Below are 19249 nucleotides of genomic sequence, written 5' to 3'. Positions count from 1 at the left end.
TACATTATAGTCCTCGCATGAAGAAGGAAATGACGAGTGCTGATGTAGCTGCCCTTGCCCTTGAGCTAGGCTCAGGTGACACATCTATTATAGATGCAAAGATAGCTAAGATTTACCAGCCTGCACCTGATGAGATAAGGATAAATCTCTTTGTCTATGAAAAAGGCAGGGATAACCTTGTGATAGAGGCAGGAAAACGTGCTCATATGAGCCAGCACATTCGTCCAAGTCCCAAAATACCGCAATCATTCCCCATGATGTTAAGAAAACACATCATGGCAGGGCGCATCACATTTGTTAAACAGTATGACTTTGACAGGATACTTGAGATTGGTGTTGTGCGTGGCGGAATAGATACTGTTCTTGTTGTGGAACTCTTTTCCCCGGGAAACATTGTTCTTCTTGATTCAGAAAGAAAAATCATCCTTCCAATGAAACCGGTAACTTTCAAAGGAAGAAGAATACGTAGTGGTGAAGTATATCAGTACCCTGAAGCCCAGATAAGTCCTGTTGATGCCACAGCAAGCGATCTTGAAAATGTATTTGCAACATCGGACGCTGATGTTGTAAGAACCATTGCTACAAGGTTTAATCTTGGTGGAGTTCTCGCTGAAGAAGTATGCGCAAGGTCAGGAGTTAATAAGTCAGAACCTGCAAAGGAAATGGGTTTCGATGGAATTGAGGCTATAATTTTTGCTCTTAAGGAATTATTCAAACCACTGTTATCAGGCGACCTCAAACCATGTCTTGTGAAAAAAGAAGAAAAAGGTGAAGTAAAACCGTTTGATGTACTCCCTCTCGAACTATCTATATACAAGGACCATGCGAAAGAATCATTCCCTACATTTAATGCCGCTCTGGATGAGTTCTTTGGAAAAGCTGTAGCGGAGTCTGTGCAGGAAGAGGTCATAGCAGTCAAGAAAGAAAAAGTTGATGTGTTTGCCCGCCGTCTGCAAAAACAGGAAGCTGCAATTGAAAAATTTGGAAAGGATGCAGATAAGCAAACCCGTATTGCCGAAGTCATTTATGCTAATTATGTTGAGATAGAACAGATTATTAATATCCTTAAACAGGCACGTGATAAGGGTTATTCGTGGGATGAAATAAAGTCCATCGTGAAAAAGGCAAAAGATACCGTTCCTGCTGCAAAATGGATAGAGAATATCAACTCAGCAGAAGGGACTATTGTTCTGAACCTTGATGGTACAAGAGCCACAGTAGATATTAAACTTACAATTCCTCAGAATGCTCAGGTCTATTATGATAAGGCTAAGAAGCTCACCAAAAAGAAGGATGGTGCTCTTAAGGCCATAGAAGATACTAAACTTGCCATGCAGAAACGTGAAAAGAAAGTTTCCAGCAGACGCAAGGTCAGTAATAAGAAGTACTGGTATGAGCGTTTCAGATGGTTCATGTCTTCTGATGGATTCCTTGTGGTTGCAGGCAGGGATGCCGACACCAATGAGGAAATCGTCAAAAAATACATGGAAAAGCGTGATATTGTATTCCACACTCAGGATCCAGGAGCTCCTATTACAGTAATCAAGACAATGGGCAACGAAGTGCCTGAAACAACGTTGCAGGAAACTGCCCAATTTGTTGTTTCCTATTCAAGTGTATGGAAATCAGGCCAGTTCAGTGGTGATTGTTACTGGATTAAACCTGAACAGGTTTCCAAAACACCGGAAACCGGAGAATACCTTAAGAAAGGTTCCTTTGTAATACGTGGTGAAAGGAATTATTTCAGGGATGTTCAGGTTGCTGCAGCTATCGGGCTTGAACTTGAGGGAAGCACAAGGGTTATTGGTGGCCCGACATCTGCTGTGCGCAAACATGGTCAGAATATGGTGGAAGTTGTTCCTGGTAAATATAACCAGAACGATGTTGCCAAAAAGATATACAAACTATATGTGGAGAAGTTAAAAGAGCCAAATTTTGTAAAGCAGATTGCGTCACCTGATAAGATTGCAATGATGCTTCCACCAGGTGAATCTGATATTAAAGTGTGAAATTAAGGTGTGAACATGAGAGTCGTAAAGAGAAATCTGAAAGGCAGAGATGGTGAGATTACTATAGTACCTGAGACTCTGGATGATCTCTGGCACCTGAAGTATATCATAGAGAAAGGTGACCTCATATTTGCTCTTACTAAAAGGAAAGCAGACTCTTCTTCTGATAAGATAAGACCTGAGAAGGTTGAGAAAAAAACAGTACGTTTGGGTATTCGTGTGGAAGAGCTGGAGTTCCATAAATTTTCAAACCGCCTGAGAATCCATGGTCTTATTGAACAGGGAATGGATGCAGGTCATTATCACACTTTTAATGTTGAGGAAGGAGTTGACCTTTCAATAATCAAAAACTGGAAAAAAGATCAGATGGAACGCATCAACGAAGCAGAAGCTTCTTCCAAGCGTCCTAAAGTTGTTATCCTTGCCATTGAGGAAGGAGATGCAGATATTGGTCTTGTGCGCCATTATGGTATTGAATTATATTCACACATAAGCCAATCTTCCGGAAAAAGAAGCGAAGGTACTCTAAGGGAGGTATTTTTCCAGGAGATCATCGATCAATTGCTTCATGCAGCATCGGAATCAGAGGCTGTTGTTGTTGCAGGTCCGGGATTTATTAAAGATGATTTCATGAAATACCTGAGGTCAAAAGAAGCTGAGTTTTCTTCCCGTGTAGTAACAGAAGATACTTCTTCAATCGGTATGTCCGGTTTCCAGGAGGTACTGAAGCGTGGAGCCGTAGACCGGATTATGGAGGAGTCCCGCATTGCCCGTGAGTCCTGCTTAATGGATGATCTGCTAAAAGAGATTTCTCTTGACGGTAAGGTTGCCTACGGTCTGGATGAAGTAAAAACTGCTCTGGATTATGGTTCGATTGATACTCTTCTGGTTGCAGATGAAATGTTGAGAATGGAACGTGAAAAAGGGGATATCGATTCATTTTTGCAAGCAGTAGAGCACAACCAGGGTAAAATTGTTGTTTTCAGTACAATATTTGAACCCGGTCAGAAGTTGCTTGCCCTTGGTGGAATAGCTGCCTTGCTGCGTTTTAAAATTTAATAAAAACGTTTCTGTTATTGTTTTGCTTGTAAAGCAAGTAACAAATTCTGGTATCTTAGTATATATAGTTTACGTGGTGCTTTTGTGTGTTATGTGCAAAAGCAACAAACAGGACACTCTCTTTATTTTTATTTTTTGTTTTTTATAACGTATATTAGTTTAATAGGTTATTTTTAGTGTATTATTACTAAAAAACGCATATTTTACTTTTATATTCATTTTTACGTTGTTAAAATGCCTTATTTATCAAAAAAAATTATATTAGGCAATATTCTATTTTGTCATAATCAAAAATGATATATACTTCTATTTTAAAGTCCTTATCTGGAGGTGAAATAGGTAACACTTGAAGGAGGTAGCAAGCAGTTACAGGTAACACTTGATGGAGGTAACAAGTAGTTACATACTACAAGAATTGATTTGAAAATAGTTCTGATGTTTATATTTTGCATCAGCATAAATAATTATAAAATTTAAATATTGTATGATATTTATCCAATTTTATCTTAGGGAAGTGATAAACTATGGAAGGAGAAGTAACAATTAAAGATTCATCAGCAGCAAGCCCAGCAGCAGTAGGCTTCTTTGGTCTTGGATTTGCAGCTACGTTCGCAGGACTTTTAAATATGGGTGTCATCCCAGACGGCCTAATGGTTATTGCAATGGCTATAACCCTTGGTGGTGTCGCTGAAGTAATAGCCGGCTGGCAACTCTGGAAAAAGGGTGACACATTCGGTGCATCAGCATTCACAATATTTGGTCTCTGGTGGTTTGCATTCTCATACATCAACCTTGCTCCAGTAGGAATATTCAATGCACCTATGGAGGCAGCAAGCGCTATATCAATGGGACTCTTCACTCTTGTATGGGGTCTCATAGCAACTGCACTCACAGTTGCAACACTTAAGATCGGTCTGAAGATGCTTACAGTCGTCTTCGTAGTGCTTGACCTTACATTCTTTAGTCTGGCATTGGTATTCCTTATAGGATTCTCTCTTACAATTTCAGGACTTATTACCCTGATCACAGGTATTGTAGCACTCTACATTGGTGTTGCACTTGTCTATGGTGAAGTAGGCATTAAGCTTCCACTTTAAAGTTGTAAGTTAAAAGTAAGAATTAAAGACGATTCAAGATCGGTAAGTTTCTACCGGTCTTTTATTTTTTTATTTTTGTTTAGCAATATTTTCATTCACTCAAGTTTGTAGTTGTTATTAAAAATCCCAAAAAGACTATGAACGGAAGTTTCTGCTCTTTATGTTTAAACAGCAATCTCTTGTGTATATCAACCAAGACGTACAGCTCTTTCAGTTGATTCGATATACATAAGCTCTTTTCCATCCATATAAATGTGGATGACTCCACCTGACTGTGAGACTGTTACTGCAATTGCTACTGTATCCCTGGTAATTGCTGCTGCAGAAACATGACGTCCACCAAGGCCTTTTTCAACGTCAATTTCCCTGGCATCCACATCCAGATATCTTCCGGCAGCCTCAACCATGCCTTCTTCCGATATGACAAAAACACCATCTAGCTGTGCAAATTCTTTCACTGACTCCCAGTTTTTCCTGTCTGTCAGGTCCCGGTCTGAGTCTTCCTGACCAGCGTAGGGATTTAAGATCATCTGATGAGAGCGCATCATGACCTCTTCCACATCACCTAAAATAAAAGCGGTTCCTATCTGTTTACCTTCGCGACCCGTGTTGGAAATATCAATAGCAATTTTAAGAATTGCACGCAGGACATCAGGGGCAACCCTCTCCTCACATTCCTTCATTTTCTTCACAATATCATTATCTTCAAGGTTGTGGACTACAATAGCATACGAATCCTTGCTTTCGATGATACCTATAATATTTCCTTCGCTGATCTCTTCCAGAATGAATTCGATTGCAGAGGCACTTTCAATATGTTCTATTTTTCCGGCAGCCTGCTGGCCGATTTTATCCAGGATCTCTTTTGTTTTTTCTTCCTTGGTTTTGCTGCTTGCCACAAGGTGATCTATTATATTCTTTTGTTTACTGCTTGCAAAATATACAGGTATGCTTGTCTTTGGCTTCTCAAAATTAGCTTCTCCTGATATGATTATCGCCGTTGACTCAAGCTCTTCTGCAAGCCTTACAGCAGTGTTGACAACTACCTGTGCACTGTCCAAATTATCCCCTCTGTTTTTGTATCAACAATAAAACTACTGAAACATAAGATATTATATTAGCTCATTTTATAAATAACACATGTTTAGCAGCGATATTAATTTATGTCCTCAGTATAAATGATAATTGGTGATATGTGTGGTGAGAGCTTTTGTTGCGGTAGATCTCCCTGTGGAGTTGCATGAAAAGATTACCGAAATTCAATTGAAGTTCAATGAATTCAAATTCAAGTTTGTCGATCCTGAACTGGTACATATAACTATGAAGTTCCTTGGTGAAGTGCCGGATAATAAACTTCCTGATATATCAAAGGCTCTTGACAATGTAAAATGTGATACATTCAGTTCCCATGTAAAAGGAATCGGTGTATTCCCAAAGCCTAAATTTGCCAAAGTAATCTGGCTGGGATGTGAAGGGAACTTTGATGCTCTCTATGGGCAAATTGAAAAATCTCTATCCTCTTTTGAACTGGAACCAACCCTTCACCGATTTAGTGCTCACGCTACCCTGGCCAGGGTGAAATATCTCCCTAAAAAGAAAAAAACAGAATTTCTGGAATTGCTTGATGAGCTGAAGGATTTTGAAATTGGCAATATGGATGTAAAATCCATTAAATTAAAAAAGAGTATATTGACCCCCAAAGGGCCAATTTATGAAACACTTCATGAGGTCAGCCTGCAATAATAGCAGGCAGATAAGTAAGTAATAATAGTTGAATACGGGCAGCTATAAGCAATTATTCAAGGAATTTCACTTACACTTTTTATCTAACTATTTTCGTAAGATGAAAATCCTGAAGATTTTATTATTTCCTTATCATTTGTTATGATAAGACATTCTACGTCTTCCAGTTCCTCAATCATTGCCAGTCCGTCTTCCTGACCAAGAATGAACACTGAAGTTGCCAGCGCATCTGCATCCATAGCTGTTTTTGCAATAACAGTACTGCTTATCAGGTTACTTGAAGGATATCCTGTTCTGGGGTCTGCAATGTGTGATACTTTTGCCTCGTCACTGAAATATCGTTCATAATTTCCGCTGGTTGCCACAGCTACATCCTGAATATCCATGATGGTCAGTGCATCCCCATTTTTATCAGGGTTCTGAAGTCCTACTCTCCACTGTGTGCCGTCAGGCTTTGTACCTATGTATCTGCCATCGCCGCCTGCATTTACAAATCCTGAAGTGATTCCATCACTTCTTAGTGATTCTATAGCAGCATCAACTGCGTATCCTTTTGCAACGCCACCCAGTGTAATTTTCATTCCTTTTTTCATGGAAATATTGTTTCCATCTATCATTATTGCTGAATAATTTACAAGTTTCAAGGTTTCGTTAATTTCATCGGATGTGGGAGGCTGGTTTGTTCCGCCGGGAGCATACTTGCTGGCCCAGAGATCCAGTATTGGCTGTATTGAAATGTCAAAGGCACCATTACTTTTTTCAGAATAATATGTGGAACGGCTTATTACACTGACAAGTTCAGGATCCGCGTTAGTTACTTCGCCTTCACTATTGAGAATGCTTATTTCACTACTATTGTCGTAGTTATTCATCAATTCGTCAACATAGCTTATTTTTTCAAAAGCACGGTCAATTATTTCAATAGCAGATGTTTCGTTGGAATTCGCCACTGAGATAGTGACAGTAGTGTCCATCAGGCTTCTGGTTTGTGAGTATATCTCTTGTTCTTCAAGGGTCTGTGGACCCGTGTACAAAACATAATTTATCATTAATAATCCTGTGAAAATCGCTATCAGTACAATGGCAACAGTTTTATACCTCATGTAGTATGAAAAGATATAACTAAATATTAAACCTATGTACCGCGGATAGGAAGGAAGTCAATTTCCTTCAATTATAATTATTATATTCATCCAAAGGAAGTAATAGAATGAGCAATCCCAGCACAGGTTCAGGTACGGGAACTAGTTCAAGCAAGGATAAGTATCTTGTTGTAGCCCTTCATCAGCTTATGGAAGAATACGGCTGGAGAGGTATAGAGAAGCATTTTGGCTTTGTAAAACATCATATTATTTACATAAAACCAGGCTCTCCTCTAGATAAAATTGAACTTAAAGCCAATGTACTTGGCAATCACATGGATGTGGACTTTTTAGGAGTATCTCCTCAAAAAGGTCTTCTTGACAAGGTTTTTGACTTTAATGTCAGAGTAGTGCGAAAGTCATTCGAGATTAGTAAATACGTTTCTAATGACTTGAAAATAACGAATGAGCAGGATTTGAGAAACAACATAATTGTTGTAATCAAACAGCTTGAAGAAGTTGCAGAGGAATGACACGAGGCAAATTATGGCTAAATTAAATGTAATTCTTATAGGTATCCTCGTTGTGATGTTCGCTGCAGCTGGTGTGTATGCATATGTAGGCAGCACCGGTAACTCAGCTATGTCTACTCATTACATGACCGAGCAGACATGGTCTGATAGTTCATGCAGTGGCTGTCACGCAGGTGTATACGAGGAAGTATCAGGCTCATATCACGTTGAGCAGGACATGAAAAAATGGACCTCCATCATGGATTATGGTGTTGACATTGACAGCATTGATGAAGACATGATGGCTGTAACATACGGACAGGTTCATCCTGGTGGTGGATACATGTCAGATTATGGTGTTGACGTTGACTGTATGGTCTGCCATAATCAGGTCGGTTATGACTTTGAGGCACGTGCAGAAAGCATAGCTTCAGGTGACTTTGAAAATGCAAACGAAGCAGCAATCGAAGAGTCCCGCAAAGAAATGCAGAGTGAAACACTTTACATGGCAAGCTACATGCTTGATGTCTTAGCACCACTTCCACTTGTAACCGAAGTTCACGATGAAGTAAACGGTGCACCAAGCAAGGCACTTTGTGGCAGCAACTGTCACTCAGGTGACATTGCAACAACTGCTGTTGCATGGAACCTTGAAGATTCAGCTTCTTATGATGTACACGATTCAGTAGACTGTCAGGACTGTCATGAAACTGAAGAACATGAGATCGGAAGCCGCGAATACCTGTTCGCATCCGAATCAGCACACATGGAATCTGAAGTAGGTGTAGTGGATTGTGATTCATCAGGATGTCACGAAGGTATATCACACGGTGGAATGGTTGATGCGCACCTTGAATTCATAAGCTGTGAATCATGTCACATACCTGCACTTCCAGGCAGTGATGTAACAGGCACTCCGGTAATCAAGGAATTCAGCTGGGCAAACGGTGTCCGTGAAGACGTTATTTATGATTCAGAGTTTACACCTACACTTTCATGGTCAGATGGTGTCTATTATGATCAACTCCCAACAGCACAGGAAAGAGAAAATGATTCAGTACTCAAACCATACAATATAATCGCAGGTACATGGTGGGATGCAGGTATCAATGAAGATGTCCTTGCAGATCCTGACAACAGTTCAGCAATTGGAGACCCAATTGATCCGGATGATGTACTGAGTGCAGATGCAGATGCTGATGGTGTTGTAACTGAGGAAGAGATTCGTTCATATGATGGTGACATGGACGGAGCTGCAGATTATCCAAATGCAGTTCTGAGGACAGTTGATCTGTATTATCAGATAAGTCACAATATTGCCAGTTCAGATGTAGGTCTTGCAGACCCTCTGGTATGTGCGGACTGTCATGGAGTTTCTGCTTCAGACACTCTCCAGAATGTCCACTTTGGAAACGTAACCCAGAATTGTTCTGATTGCCACACAGTTATACCATCTATTAACTGGAAGCTGATTGGCTACACAACAGATCCTGCAGAAACAGTTCCACCTACCAATTTCTCTTCAAAGACTATTGAAGTAACAGTTGAAGGTGCAAAACCAACTGAAGTCGAAAGGGAGCCTGCATTCTAAGGAGTTGATAATGTGGATATCAAGAAATTAGATACATTACCGGAAAAGATCATTATTCCGCTCAGGCAGCACAGGGGTGCTGTCTGTGAACCCCTTGTGAAGAAAGGCGACAGGGTTCTTATTGGACAAAAAATAGGCGAAAGTGCAGAATACCAGTCATCAGCAGTTCACTCAAGTGTCTGTGGTGAGGTAATTGCAATCGAAGAGGCAGCGCATCCGGACGGCAACAAAGTGATGAGTGTTATCATCCAACCAGAAGACAGCAATGAAAGTGTTGCATTCTCCGCATGTAAGGATGTAAAAGCCGATAAACTTGCCCAGTTCATTAAGGAATCAGGTATAGTAGAACACTATGGAATGCCGACTCATACAGTCCTTAAACCAAAGGGTAAGAAGATCGACACTGTACTTATCAATGCTACATCATCCGAATGGATCGGTGGATCATTTAAGACTCCCGGAGATTATGCATCCCAGATGATTGATGCATTAAAGCTTCTTATGAAGGCTGCTGGTGCTAAAAAGGGTGCAATTGTCCTGAGGACTGATGATCAGGAATCTATCAATGCATTTGAAGGTATTGAAGTTAATAAGAAAAAACTAAAGGTAGCTCCTCTAATCGGAAGCCGCAATGTTGGTTATTATTTCAATGAACAGAATTCTGACATTGTTATTGTATCACAGGAACGCATCTTCGGTAAGAAGATCCTTAACTTCTTCACTTACAGGGTAACAGGAAGAAAGGTTAAGATCGGCTGTGACCCAACAGATGTAGGAGTTGCTGTTTGTGGAATCAAATCTGCAAAGGCACTTTATGATGCTGTTCATGAAGGTGTTCCTTTCTATGATACAGTTGTTTCTGTTGAAGGTGTTTCCAATAAGATGGAATACATACTTGTGAGAATCGGTACTCCATTTAAGGATGTTATTGATTCATACGGTTACACTGGTGCTATTGGTAAGATAATTGCCAATGGTGTAAGGACTGGTGTGGCACAATATACTGATCAGGTTCCTGTAACAAAAGGAACTACAAGGATAACCATTCAGAAATCTGAAGAGGTTATCAGGGATGAAGCAATAGAATGTATCCACTGTGCACGCTGTGTGGATGTTTGTCCTGTAGAACTTATACCAAGTCGCCTTGCTGTGATGGCAGACCAGGGCCGCTTTGACGAATGCCGACAGATACACATTGAGAACTGCATTGAATGTGGTGATTGTGCAGCAGTCTGTCCTTCCAAAATACCCATATTACAGCTAATCAGGTATGCAAAGGATGCAATCGAGATGGCATACGAAGACATGCCAGCAAAAGAGTCATCCAATCTGAAACTTGGCTGTGGATGCGGAGGTGAGTAAAAATGACATATACAATTTCAGCTCCTCCTCATAAGAAAACAAGATTAGATTTCAAGACATTAAATTATAGTAAAATAATTGCTCTGCTTCCACTCTGTCTTGCAGCAATATACTTCTTTGGCATTCCTGCCCTAGGTATTATTGTTACATCAGTGGTAACTGCTGTGGTGACCGAGTTTGCCATACAGACACTTACAAAGCAGAAAGTAAGAATTGCAGACGGTCATGCTGCTATGATGGGACTTATGCTGGCATTACTCATTCCACCGGAAGCTCCATTGTGGATTGCTGCATTTGCAGCTTTCTTTGCAATAACTGTTGGTAAACATGTATTTGGTGGAATCGGTTCTTACATTTTCAATCCTGTTCTTGTAGGCTGGGTATTTACCAGAAGTGCATGGTCAGGATTTATGACTCCTGCATCCATTCCTCATATCGGCCAGTTCTCTGACCTTATACTTGAGCACGGTGCAGGTATGATGGTAGGCGTTTCTCCAATACTGCTCATTGGCGGTGTGTATCTTATCTACAAAAGATACATTGACTGGAGAGTTCCGGTTGCATTCTTTGCAACAATGGTAATCCTGCCACAAACACTGCTTTTCCTGTCAGGTGTGATGGCTCTTGTCCATGAAGGAAGTCTCAACCCATTGATGTATATGTCACAGATGTTTGCATTCCTAAGTCCAAGTCCTGAACTGTCATATTCAATGATAGGGGTTGTATTCTTTGGAATACTCTTCCTGGCAACGGACACAGCAACATCTCCTGTGACGAAAAATGGACGTATTGTTTACGGAATTACATGTGGTGTACTTGTATTTATCTACGGTTACTTCGCTAACTATGTTGATGGATTGCTGTACGGTATATTCCTTGCAAACTGTGTTGCATCATTTATTGAGATTAACACAATGCCTGCATCATTCGGCACAATGCCATGTGCAGAAAAAGCATACAGGCGTATAATGGATAAAATTCCCTCATCATTAAAATTCGAGGTGATTAACAATGAGTGAATCCAATAGGGATACAGCCATAGTGATTGGAAAAATCGTCCTCATATCCGTTGTGGCAGCTCTTTTGTTAGGTATTACTTATGTCCCTACAAGTGCCCAGCTTAAGATTAACGAGGAAAACTCTAAAAAAGAGATATTAGGCGGACTTATTCCTGAAGCCAATAACAACTTTGAAGCAGTCTATGGCGACACTCTTGATGAAGATGGCAATCCTGTAGTACTTTATTACCGTGCGCAGGATTCTTCAGGTAACATTATTGGTTATGCATTCTTCCAGCAGCAGGCAGGTGCACAGGGACCACTTGTTGTTGCAGGTGGAATAGACTCTGCATTCAGTATTTTCCGTGGGATGGATGTCCTGAGTCATGAAGAAACTCCGGGACTCGGTGCGAAGATCGTTGAAGATAGTTTCCAGAGTCAGTTTATTGATATTCCAATCGAATCACTTGCCCTATCAAGTGCAGGTGGCTCAATTGATGCTATTACAGGTGCAACTATCTCCTCACAGGCTGTCGTAGATGCGCTGAATACTAAAATAAGTGAAATTGAAGAGGCAGAGGAGTGATATTATGGACCCGTTAAGTGAATATATTCGTGGTATTACAAGAGACAACCCGATCTTCGGACTTGTTCTGGGCCTCTGTCCTACACTGGCAGTGACCACATCAGTCGAGAACGCAATCGGTATGTCCGCAGGTACGGCATTCGTACTTGTATGTTCAAACATTTTCGTATCAGCTTTAAGGAAACAAATTCCTTCAACTGTAAGACTTCCGATATTCATCATCATTATAGCGACATTCGTGTCGATTGTAAAAATGATAATGCAGGCGTATTTCCCGCCCATGTATGCGGCGTTAGGTGTGTTCATTCCGCTAATTGTGGTGAACTGTATCATTATCGGCCGTGCAGAAGCGTACGCAAATAAAAATAATGTTTTCTATTCGTTCATAGATGGTCTAGGTATCTCCACAGGTTTCTTACTTGTACTGATGCTCATTGGTGGAATCAGGGAACTCCTTGGAACAGGACAGATAGTAGTATTCGATTACACAATCATCAACCTGTCACTCAGTTACCCAATAACCACAATGATATTGCCTGCAGGTGCTTTCCTGACAATAGGAGGACTCATGGCAATCGTGAACTATCAGAGAGCAAGGAAACTGGCAAGAGGTGGATAAAATGGCAGAAGATGCATTATTCTCAATCTTTATGGATGGTATATTCATCAAGAACTTCCTGCTGATCCAGTTCCTTGGACTGTGTTCCTTTGTGGGCGTAACCAAGGACGTAAAAAGTGCCGCAGGAATGTCCGGAGCTGTGGTGTTTGTCATGGCAATGGCTTCTACGGTATCATACCTGATTTACACCTACATTCTGGTGCCTGCAAATATGCAATTCCTTGATCTTATCAGCTTTATTGTTGTAATTGCAGCACTTGTGCAGCTGGTAGAGTTCGTAGTAAGGAAGAATATTCCTTCACTTTACCGTTCACTGGGTATTTACCTGCCACTTATCACAACTAACTGTGCTGTACTTGGTGCGGTACTTCTCAATGAAAGTTCAGGCTATAACTTTGTACAGAGTGTCGTTTTCGGTATTGCAGCAGGTCTTGGATACACCGTAGTAATGCTCATGATGTCCGGTATAAGGGAAAGATCAACATTTGTAAACATCCCATCATCAATAAGGGGTCTGCCACAGGCATTCTTCATTGCAACAATGCTTTCTCTGGCTTTTGTTAACTACTTCTGGGTGATTCCAATATGAGCGAACTGGTAACTTTACTTGTACAGGCAGGGGCAATCCTCGGAGGTCTCGGACTGGCTGTCGGTGTCATGCTTGTAGTGGCATCAAAGAAGTTCAAGGTAGAGACAAATCCTCTGGTTGATGAGATAGTCGAAGTTCTTCCTGGAGCCAACTGTGGTGCTTGTGGTTATGCAGGTTGTGCAGATTTTGCAGAACGTGTTGTTAACGAAGGTGCACCAATTAACGGTTGTCCTGTTGGAGGTTTTGATGTTGCCAAGGAAATTGGTGGCATTCTTGGGCAGGAAGTTGCAGAAGGTGAGGAGCAGTATCCGTTTGTCAGATGTAACGGCGGACTTAATTGTGTTGACCGTTTCGAGTATGTTGGTTTTGAAGACTGTAAGGCAGTTATGATGCTGTCAGACGGTGAGAAAGGCTGTAATTACGGATGTATGGGCAGAGGTACTTGTGTACGCGCATGTCCTTTTGATGCTCTTTCCATTGGTGAGGATCGCCTGCCACATGTGAACAAAAACCTGTGTACCAGTTGTGGGCTTTGTATTGCATCATGTCCTAATGACATACTTGTGTTTGCAAAGGAATCTGAAAAGGTACATGTACTCTGTATGTCACACGACAAAGGTAAGGCTGTAAAGGAATCATGTACTGTTGGTTGTATCGGATGTAAGATCTGTGAGAAGAACTGTCCTGAAGAAGCTATTACAGTGACCAAGTTCCTTGCAGAGATCGATCAGGATAAATGTACTGCATGTGGAATATGCGTGGAAAAATGTCCACAGAACACAATTGCTATCAGGTGATCATATGACATATAAGACAAAGATTGGTCTGAACGAAAATATCGTTGCAGCCCTCAGTTATGTAGGATTCTGGATCACAGGAATAATCTTCCTGCTCATTGAGCCGGATAACAAGTTTGTCAGGTTCCATGCAATGCAGTCACTGCTGATATTCCTTCCACTTTCACTGATTATCTTCATCGTGGGATGGATACCATACGTTGGCTGGATAATAGCTGATTTCCTTGGATTCGGCGCATTATTCTTCATACTTGTGCTTGTCATAATGGCATACAAGGGTTTAATGCTCAAGATTCCTGTTGTAGGCAGTTACGCTTACAAGCTGATCTATCAGTAAAATCAAAAATATACAGAAATACAAAATCAGCAGGATGCCATCCGGCATAATCCTGCTCATCTTTTTTTTAATCTACGAAAACTTAAAAAACTACATCTTCCTATTAATGCAGGTATGCATACTTCTATGCGGAGGGTTTGAAATTAAAGAAGAGATATGGATTGAAAAGTATAGGCCCTTTAAGCTCGACGATGTGGTTGGCCAGACAGAAACTGTTGAAAGGCTGAAATCTTACATTAAAACAAGAAATCTTCCACATCTCCTGTTCTCAGGTCCTCCCGGAGTTGGAAAAACTGCAACTTCCGTGTCAATTGCACGTGAGCTTTTTGGAGATTCATGGCGTGAGAATTTCACAGAGCTTAATGCTTCTGATGAACGTGGAATCGATGTTGTCAGGACAAAGATCAAGAACTTTGCGAAAACAACTCCTATTGGCGGTGCGGATTTCAAGATAATCTTCCTTGATGAAGCAGATGCGCTCACATCCGATGCGCAGTCAGCACTCAGGCGTACCATGGAACGCTACACCAATAACTGTCGTTTTATTCTTTCATGTAACTACTCATCCAAGATAATTGAGCCTATCCAGTCAAGATGCGCAGTCTACAGGTTCCGTCCGTTGTCTGATGAAGCTGTGGCAGAACGTGTAAGATTTGTAGCAAATAATGAGAATCTGGATATTGCAGATGATGGTGTGGATGCCATAAAATATGTTGCGCAGGGCGATATGAGAAAAGCTATTAATGCTCTTCAGGCAGCAGCTCTTATTGCTGACACAATCCATAAGGATGCAATCTACAAGATTACTGCAACTGCACGTCCTGAGCAGGTAAAAGAACTTATCATGACTGCCCTGGAGGGGAGTTTCAGTGCATCCAGAAAACATCTGGACAGCCTTTTGCTGGAGCAGGGACTTTCCGGAGAGGATGTTGTAGGTCAGATATACAGGGCCATGTTTGAGGTGGATATTCCTGAGAAGAAGATGGTCGAACTAATCGATGTCATCGGTGAGATTGATTTCAGGCTTACAGAAGGTGCCAACGAAAGAATTCAGCTTGAATGCCTGCTGGCACACTTTGCATTATCAGGTAAGGAATGTAATTGAGTCTTGAAGCAACAGTACTGGACTTACTTTCCTCTTTTCCTCACTGGCTTGCAACCATGGTGATTGGTGCAATGCCAATATTTGAGTTAAGGGGTGCCATTCCCATTGCACTTGGAATATATAATATGAGTCCTGTTTCCGCATTTATTTTTGCAGTACTGGGCAACATGATTCCCGTTGTACCTTTACTCCTGTTTCTGGATCCCGTTTCCACTTATCTTCGCCGTTTTGCTATATTCGATAAATTCTTTTCATGGCTTTTCGGAAGAACACACCGTAACCATTCGGAAAGATTTGAGAAATACGGTACGCTTGCACTGACACTTTTTGTTGCAGTACCACTGCCTGTAACTGGTGCATGGACTGGGTGTGCAGCAGCGTTTGTTTTTGGTATTAAGTTCCGACATGCATTTCCGGCAATACTTGCAGGAGTGCTGATTGCAGGAATAATAGTAAGCAGTGTTACATTAGGTGGAATAGGTCTGGTAGATCTTTTCAGCTGAAAATACAGGCAATGCTGATAGTTACAAAATAGAATTAATAGAACAGTGAAACTAAAAAAGTAGGATTTTGGGATTATTTTCCCAGCATCTCTTTTGCAAGGGTGATATCTTCAGCCTTAACTGTTTTTCTTCCTGCATGTTCTGCAAGTTTAATGGCTTCCCTTGAAATTTCAAGTCCGTATTCTTCCAGTATGGCTGTGAGTTCCATTCCTGCAGACTCGCTTACTCTTTGTGCTCCGGCGTTTCTTATAACTCTCTCAATAGGTGCAAATGGAATTATTGTCATAAATATCCTCTTATATGTCTTCTATAATCAATTTGGTTGAATTTCCAGTAACAAATATCAAAATAACCTATATATAGTTTTTTAAAGAAAAATCCAAATTAAATCAAGCTTATTTGTATTTTCAGGGCAATTTGGATATTTTTTATTTTTTGACTCGATGAATTACTCTTTCTTTTTCATTTTCTTAGCCATGTCTTTTCCAAGTCTGATGCATTCGGCCAGATCTTTTTCATTTGGGACATACTGTATTCTCAATACCGGGTCAATTACTTCTACTCCTGCTTTTCTGAGCTTCTCAGCGATTAGCACTGGTGCTTCTCCGCTCCATCCGTAAGATCCGAAAGCTGCACCCAGTTTACCTTCAATTCCTATCTCTATTAATTTGTCCAGGAATTTAGCTATGGGTTCCAGCATTGTGTAATAGAAGGTGGATGAACCTATGCATATGGCATCATATTTTGCAACTTCTGCCGGGTCCCATTCATAAAAGTTGTCAATGTCAACATCTACATGTTTTTCACGTGCACCCTCGGCAATGGCTTCTGCCATCATTTTCGTACTTCCCTGGGTACTAAGGTATACTATAGCTAGTTTTGGCATTTTTTTGACCCCCATAATTTACGGCAGTTCCCCTGCCATTTTAAAATATGTAATCTCCAAGTTCATAAAGATTCCTGATAATGTAATTGTACATTTGGTTATCTTTATTGCTAATCAGGAAATACAATTATGGAGACTTCAATTAAAGGAGAATCCCTATGGACGAGAAAATCGCGCCACATATAGATGAGTTAACCATGGCGCTTGGAAACATTAGCAGGGAAGAGATTAGCAGAGAGCTTGATAAACTTTTGAAATACCGGGTTCCTCTGGATGAAGCAAAAAGGATGATAAAAAGCAAATATCTTTCAGTTTCATCTAATACGGTAAGTGTCAAAGACCTTTCACCGGGGCTGAATGGTATCGAAATAAGCGGACGTATAATCGATATTGTTGAAAAAACCGTTTCTATACAGGGCGAGCAGAAAACCATATTTTCAGGAACTCTTGGTGATGGCACAGGTATCTGTTCATTTACGTGCTGGGATGACATGTCCTTAAATCCCGGAGATGCGATACTTATCAGGAATGCCTATACGCGCCTCTGGAATAACAGGCCTGAACTTTATTTTGGAAAAAGATCAACGATAACATATCTTCAGGATGATGAACTTCCTGAATCTGACGAGATGTCCCAGTCGAATCTCAAAAAACTTGGTGATATTGTTCCTGCAGATGTACTCGTAAGTTCTGTGGTATTGATTGTAGAGATGTATCACCGCGAGATAATGCTCAAAGGCAAGGAAGTTACTGTTGTTGAAGGTGTCCTGGCAGATGAGACCGGTAAACTCCCATTCACTTCATGGATGCCTATGGGAGGGCCGGATATCGGTGATTATATTCATTTCGAAGGAGCTTCTGTGAGAATATTCAGGGGTCTTCCCTCCATTAATTTTACGGAAACAACTACCATTGAGAAAATCTCTGATGCAACGGGGCTGCCATTTTCAATAGAATCAGTAAACAAGGCAAACTCATCTGTTGCAATTGAAAAACTCCTTGAGAAAGAAGGAATGTTTGATGTGACTGTCAGTGGCAATATTATATCTGTCAGGTCGGGTTCAGGACTCATTGAACGCTGTTCCCAATGTAATCGTGTAACACAGAAATCTTCCTGCCGCTCACATGGTGAAGTGGAATGTCTGACGGACATGCGTATAAAAGCTATTCTGGATGACGGAACCGGTGCAGTTCACCTGATGCTTAACAGGGAACTTTCCGAGGCCGTTTATGGTAAAAGCATGCATGATGCTGAGAAGATGGCACAGAGTTCACTTTCCGGGGAAGCTGTCTTTGAAGACATGAAAAAGGTGCTTACAGGTAAATATCTTGCAGCAAGGGGAAATTCATCCCGAAATGAGTTCGGTGTTTCACTTGTAGCCAGATCGGTATGGATTCCGGAAAATGATGTTGAGCAGAGTATTGAAGAACTTCTGGAAAAAATGGATGCAGGATGTGATGATTAATGGTTGAGAGAGAAGTTGCATACAGGATGTTTGCCAGAGAGTTCAATGATTCACGTTTTCACCTTTATTCCTCATCATCGGCATCTGAACAGGATATCTATTCACCTAATTTTCTTATAAGTCCCACCGGTCTTAAAGTAAACAGGGTTTTTATTGTTGGTGTCGTTACGGAAGTTGACCGTCTGTCCGAGCAGAAAGGCAGTGAAAGGGAATTATGGAGAGCACGCATCTCTGATCCGACCGGAGCATTCACCATTTATGCCGGAAGCTACCAGCCCGAAGCATCTGTATTTTTGTCCACAATACAGGTTCCGTCTTATGTAATGGTACTTGGAAAGGTTCGGTCATACGAGCCAGGTGATGGTTCAGTCTTTGTATCCCTGCGCCCGGAAGAAATTAACTATGTTGATGAATCCATTCGTGACAGGTGGATAGTTGAAACTGCTGAAATGACACTTGATCGTCTTGATGAATTTGATAAGTTCTTTTCAGAGGATACGGGAGAAGGCAAACTTATGGACAGAATACTGTCAAGCGGTGTTCAAGATTCATCGGCAGGTGGAATGTGTCTTTCACTTGATTATTATCACAAGGATGCAGAATATTATAAATCAGTAAAAGAGGATGTGAGGAAAGCTCTGTGTTCAATAAGAAAATCCAGTGGTAAAACCGAGGATATTGATTATGAATCAGAGGTTCAATCGATTGCTGAGGAACTTGACGATGGCAGTGGATTTGAGTATATTGCTTTTATTAACATAGCAATATCCAGAAATATTCCGGAAAAGCTTGCTGATTCTACATTAAAGATACTTCTTTCAAAAGGTCATCTTTATGAACCAAGAGCCGGTGTTTTTAAAGTGATACACTAGCATTTAGGACTATGTCTCTACTATGGGAATTAAAGG

21 protein-coding genes are annotated in these 19249 nt (G+C 40.9%); 17 read left to right on the top strand and 4 right to left on the bottom strand.

Annotation, left to right across the window (positions count from 1 at the left end; all coding sequences use genetic code 11):
- Nucleotides 1-17: 17 nt before the first annotated feature.
- From rqcH to V7O61_RS12260, 3 genes are all read left to right on the top strand, one after another.
- Nucleotides 18-2009 (top strand): ribosome rescue protein RqcH, encoded by a 1992-nt coding sequence (gene rqcH, locus V7O61_RS12270; protein ID WP_407281634.1) that lies wholly within the window; start codon nucleotides 18-20, stop codon nucleotides 2007-2009.
- Between the two features lie 15 nt (nucleotides 2010-2024).
- The gene (locus V7O61_RS12265; protein WP_023845702.1) at nucleotides 2025-3068 is read left to right on the top strand and encodes an mRNA surveillance protein pelota; all 1044 of its coding nucleotides are present in this window, start codon (nucleotides 2025-2027) and stop codon (nucleotides 3066-3068) included.
- Nucleotides 3069-3592: 524 nt separating this feature from the next.
- The gene (locus tag V7O61_RS12260; RefSeq protein WP_023845703.1) at nucleotides 3593-4165 is read left to right on the top strand and encodes an acetate uptake transporter; all 573 of its coding nucleotides are present in this window, start codon (nucleotides 3593-3595) and stop codon (nucleotides 4163-4165) included.
- Between the two features lie 188 nt (nucleotides 4166-4353).
- Here V7O61_RS12260 and V7O61_RS12255 read toward each other — a convergent pair whose 3' ends face one another.
- A complete protein-coding gene (locus V7O61_RS12255; protein ID WP_407281635.1) occupies nucleotides 4354-5226 on the bottom strand; it encodes a DNA integrity scanning protein DisA nucleotide-binding domain protein in 873 nt (290 codons plus the stop codon).
- Nucleotides 5227-5365: 139 nt separating this feature from the next.
- Between V7O61_RS12255 and thpR the strand changes: the two genes are divergently transcribed.
- Nucleotides 5366-5908, top strand: a complete 543-nt coding sequence (gene thpR / locus V7O61_RS12250; protein ID WP_407281636.1) for an RNA 2',3'-cyclic phosphodiesterase — start codon at nucleotides 5366-5368, stop codon at nucleotides 5906-5908.
- Nucleotides 5909-5991: 83 nt separating this feature from the next.
- Here the strand turns inward: thpR and V7O61_RS12245 are convergent, their stop codons facing one another.
- A complete protein-coding gene (locus V7O61_RS12245; protein WP_407281637.1) occupies nucleotides 5992-7011 on the bottom strand; it encodes an FAD:protein FMN transferase in 1020 nt (339 codons plus the stop codon).
- Between the two features lie 107 nt (nucleotides 7012-7118).
- On the opposite strand from V7O61_RS12245, the gene V7O61_RS12240 reads away from it, so the two are divergent.
- The 11 genes from V7O61_RS12240 to V7O61_RS12190 all read left to right on the top strand — a co-directional run bounded on the left by V7O61_RS12240 (nucleotide 7119) and on the right by V7O61_RS12190 (nucleotide 15989).
- Entirely contained in the window at nucleotides 7119-7523 is a 405-nt protein-coding gene (locus V7O61_RS12240) for a hypothetical protein (RefSeq protein ID WP_023845707.1), read from the top strand.
- Between the two features lie 13 nt (nucleotides 7524-7536).
- On the top strand, nucleotides 7537-9093 hold the full coding sequence (mmcA, locus tag V7O61_RS12235; RefSeq protein WP_407281638.1) for a methanogenesis multiheme c-type cytochrome: 1557 nt from the start codon (nucleotides 7537-7539) through the stop codon (nucleotides 9091-9093).
- Nucleotides 9094-9105: 12 nt separating this feature from the next.
- Nucleotides 9106-10455: an Rnf electron transport complex subunit RnfC gene (gene rnfC, locus V7O61_RS12230; RefSeq protein WP_407281639.1), complete on the top strand. Its 1350-nt coding sequence runs from the start codon at nucleotides 9106-9108 to the stop codon at nucleotides 10453-10455.
- A gap of 2 nt (nucleotides 10456-10457) precedes the next feature.
- The gene (rnfD, locus tag V7O61_RS12225) at nucleotides 10458-11474 is read left to right on the top strand and encodes an Rnf electron transport complex subunit RnfD (RefSeq protein ID WP_407281640.1); all 1017 of its coding nucleotides are present in this window, start codon (nucleotides 10458-10460) and stop codon (nucleotides 11472-11474) included.
- Nucleotides 11467-12039 carry an Rnf electron transport complex subunit RnfG gene (gene rnfG / locus V7O61_RS12220; protein WP_023845711.1) on the top strand — a complete coding sequence of 191 codons (573 nt, stop codon included), beginning with the start codon at nucleotides 11467-11469 and terminating at the stop codon, nucleotides 12037-12039. Before rnfD ends, rnfG begins: the two co-directional genes overlap by 8 nt.
- A 4-nt stretch (nucleotides 12040-12043) precedes the next feature.
- Nucleotides 12044-12658, top strand: coding sequence for an Rnf electron transport complex subunit RnfE (rnfE, locus tag V7O61_RS12215; protein WP_023845712.1), 615 nt, complete (start codon nucleotides 12044-12046; stop codon nucleotides 12656-12658).
- Between the two features lies 1 nt (nucleotide 12659).
- The gene (rnfA, locus tag V7O61_RS12210) at nucleotides 12660-13247 is read left to right on the top strand and encodes an Rnf electron transport complex subunit RnfA (RefSeq protein ID WP_023845713.1); all 588 of its coding nucleotides are present in this window, start codon (nucleotides 12660-12662) and stop codon (nucleotides 13245-13247) included.
- On the top strand, nucleotides 13244-14044 hold the full coding sequence (rnfB, locus tag V7O61_RS12205) for an Rnf electron transport complex subunit RnfB (RefSeq protein WP_023845714.1): 801 nt from the start codon (nucleotides 13244-13246) through the stop codon (nucleotides 14042-14044). Before rnfA ends, rnfB begins: the two co-directional genes overlap by 4 nt.
- Before the next feature lie 4 nt (nucleotides 14045-14048).
- Nucleotides 14049-14381: a DUF4870 domain-containing protein gene (locus tag V7O61_RS12200; RefSeq protein WP_023845715.1), complete on the top strand. Its 333-nt coding sequence runs from the start codon at nucleotides 14049-14051 to the stop codon at nucleotides 14379-14381.
- Nucleotides 14382-14487: 106 nt separating this feature from the next.
- Nucleotides 14488-15486, top strand: a complete 999-nt coding sequence (locus V7O61_RS12195; protein WP_048136073.1) for a replication factor C small subunit — start codon at nucleotides 14488-14490, stop codon at nucleotides 15484-15486.
- Nucleotides 15483-15989 (top strand): COG2426 family protein, encoded by a 507-nt coding sequence (locus V7O61_RS12190; RefSeq protein WP_407281641.1) that lies wholly within the window; start codon nucleotides 15483-15485, stop codon nucleotides 15987-15989. The genes V7O61_RS12195 and V7O61_RS12190 overlap by 4 nt, the downstream gene beginning before the upstream one ends.
- Before the next feature lie 73 nt (nucleotides 15990-16062).
- On the opposite strand, the gene V7O61_RS12185 is transcribed toward V7O61_RS12190, so the two are convergent.
- Nucleotides 16063-16275 (bottom strand): histone family protein, encoded by a 213-nt coding sequence (locus V7O61_RS12185; protein ID WP_023845718.1) that lies wholly within the window; start codon nucleotides 16273-16275, stop codon nucleotides 16063-16065.
- A 162-nt stretch (nucleotides 16276-16437) separates the two neighbouring features.
- Entirely contained in the window at nucleotides 16438-16875 is a 438-nt protein-coding gene (locus V7O61_RS12180) for a flavodoxin domain-containing protein (RefSeq protein WP_023845719.1), read from the bottom strand.
- 158 nt (nucleotides 16876-17033) lie between these two features.
- On the opposite strand from V7O61_RS12180, the gene V7O61_RS12175 reads away from it, so the two are divergent.
- Complete coding sequence (locus V7O61_RS12175) at nucleotides 17034-18341, top strand: Single-stranded DNA binding protein (protein WP_407281642.1); 1308 nt, start codon at nucleotides 17034-17036, stop codon at nucleotides 18339-18341.
- On the top strand, nucleotides 18341-19213 hold the full coding sequence (locus tag V7O61_RS12170) for an RPA family protein (protein ID WP_023845721.1): 873 nt from the start codon (nucleotides 18341-18343) through the stop codon (nucleotides 19211-19213). Before V7O61_RS12175 ends, V7O61_RS12170 begins: the two co-directional genes overlap by 1 nt.
- Nucleotides 19214-19249: the final 36 nt, after the last annotated feature.

The sequence above is a fragment of the Methanolobus sp. WCC1 genome, from assembly GCF_045690315.1.
GTDB lineage: Archaea > Halobacteriota > Methanosarcinia > Methanosarcinales > Methanosarcinaceae > Methanolobus > Methanolobus tindarius.
The sequence above is the reverse complement of the archived record's forward strand: the minus strand, read 5'-3'. Positions and strand labels throughout refer to the sequence as shown.

Excerpts from the sequence above, each read along its gene's own strand:
- V7O61_RS12200 (WP_023845715.1), top strand. The coding sequence starts at position 14,049 with ATGACATATAAGACAAAGATTGGTCTGAACGAAAATATCGTTGCAGCC.
- V7O61_RS12170 (WP_023845721.1), top strand. The coding sequence starts at position 18,341 with ATGGTTGAGAGAGAAGTTGCATACAGGATGTTTGCCAGAGAGTTCAAT.
- V7O61_RS12240 (WP_023845707.1), top strand. The coding sequence starts at position 7,119 with ATGAGCAATCCCAGCACAGGTTCAGGTACGGGAACTAGTTCAAGCAAG.
- rnfB (WP_023845714.1), top strand. The coding sequence starts at position 13,244 with ATGAGCGAACTGGTAACTTTACTTGTACAGGCAGGGGCAATCCTCGGA.
- rqcH (WP_407281634.1), top strand. The coding sequence starts at position 18 with ATGAAGAAGGAAATGACGAGTGCTGATGTAGCTGCCCTTGCCCTTGAG.
- V7O61_RS12180 (WP_023845719.1), bottom strand. The coding sequence starts at position 16,875 with ATGCCAAAACTAGCTATAGTATACCTTAGTACCCAGGGAAGTACGAAA.
- V7O61_RS12185 (WP_023845718.1), bottom strand. The coding sequence starts at position 16,275 with ATGACAATAATTCCATTTGCACCTATTGAGAGAGTTATAAGAAACGCC.
- rnfE (WP_023845712.1), top strand. The coding sequence starts at position 12,044 with ATGGACCCGTTAAGTGAATATATTCGTGGTATTACAAGAGACAACCCG.
- V7O61_RS12260 (WP_023845703.1), top strand. The coding sequence starts at position 3,593 with ATGGAAGGAGAAGTAACAATTAAAGATTCATCAGCAGCAAGCCCAGCA.
- rnfD (WP_407281640.1), top strand. The coding sequence starts at position 10,458 with ATGACATATACAATTTCAGCTCCTCCTCATAAGAAAACAAGATTAGAT.
- rnfG (WP_023845711.1), top strand. The coding sequence starts at position 11,467 with ATGAGTGAATCCAATAGGGATACAGCCATAGTGATTGGAAAAATCGTC.
- V7O61_RS12175 (WP_407281642.1), top strand. The coding sequence starts at position 17,034 with ATGGACGAGAAAATCGCGCCACATATAGATGAGTTAACCATGGCGCTT.
- V7O61_RS12245 (WP_407281637.1), bottom strand. The coding sequence starts at position 7,011 with ATGAGGTATAAAACTGTTGCCATTGTACTGATAGCGATTTTCACAGGA.
- V7O61_RS12195 (WP_048136073.1), top strand. The coding sequence starts at position 14,488 with ATGCAGGTATGCATACTTCTATGCGGAGGGTTTGAAATTAAAGAAGAG.
- mmcA (WP_407281638.1), top strand. The coding sequence starts at position 7,537 with ATGGCTAAATTAAATGTAATTCTTATAGGTATCCTCGTTGTGATGTTC.
- V7O61_RS12265 (WP_023845702.1), top strand. The coding sequence starts at position 2,025 with ATGAGAGTCGTAAAGAGAAATCTGAAAGGCAGAGATGGTGAGATTACT.
- rnfA (WP_023845713.1), top strand. The coding sequence starts at position 12,660 with ATGGCAGAAGATGCATTATTCTCAATCTTTATGGATGGTATATTCATC.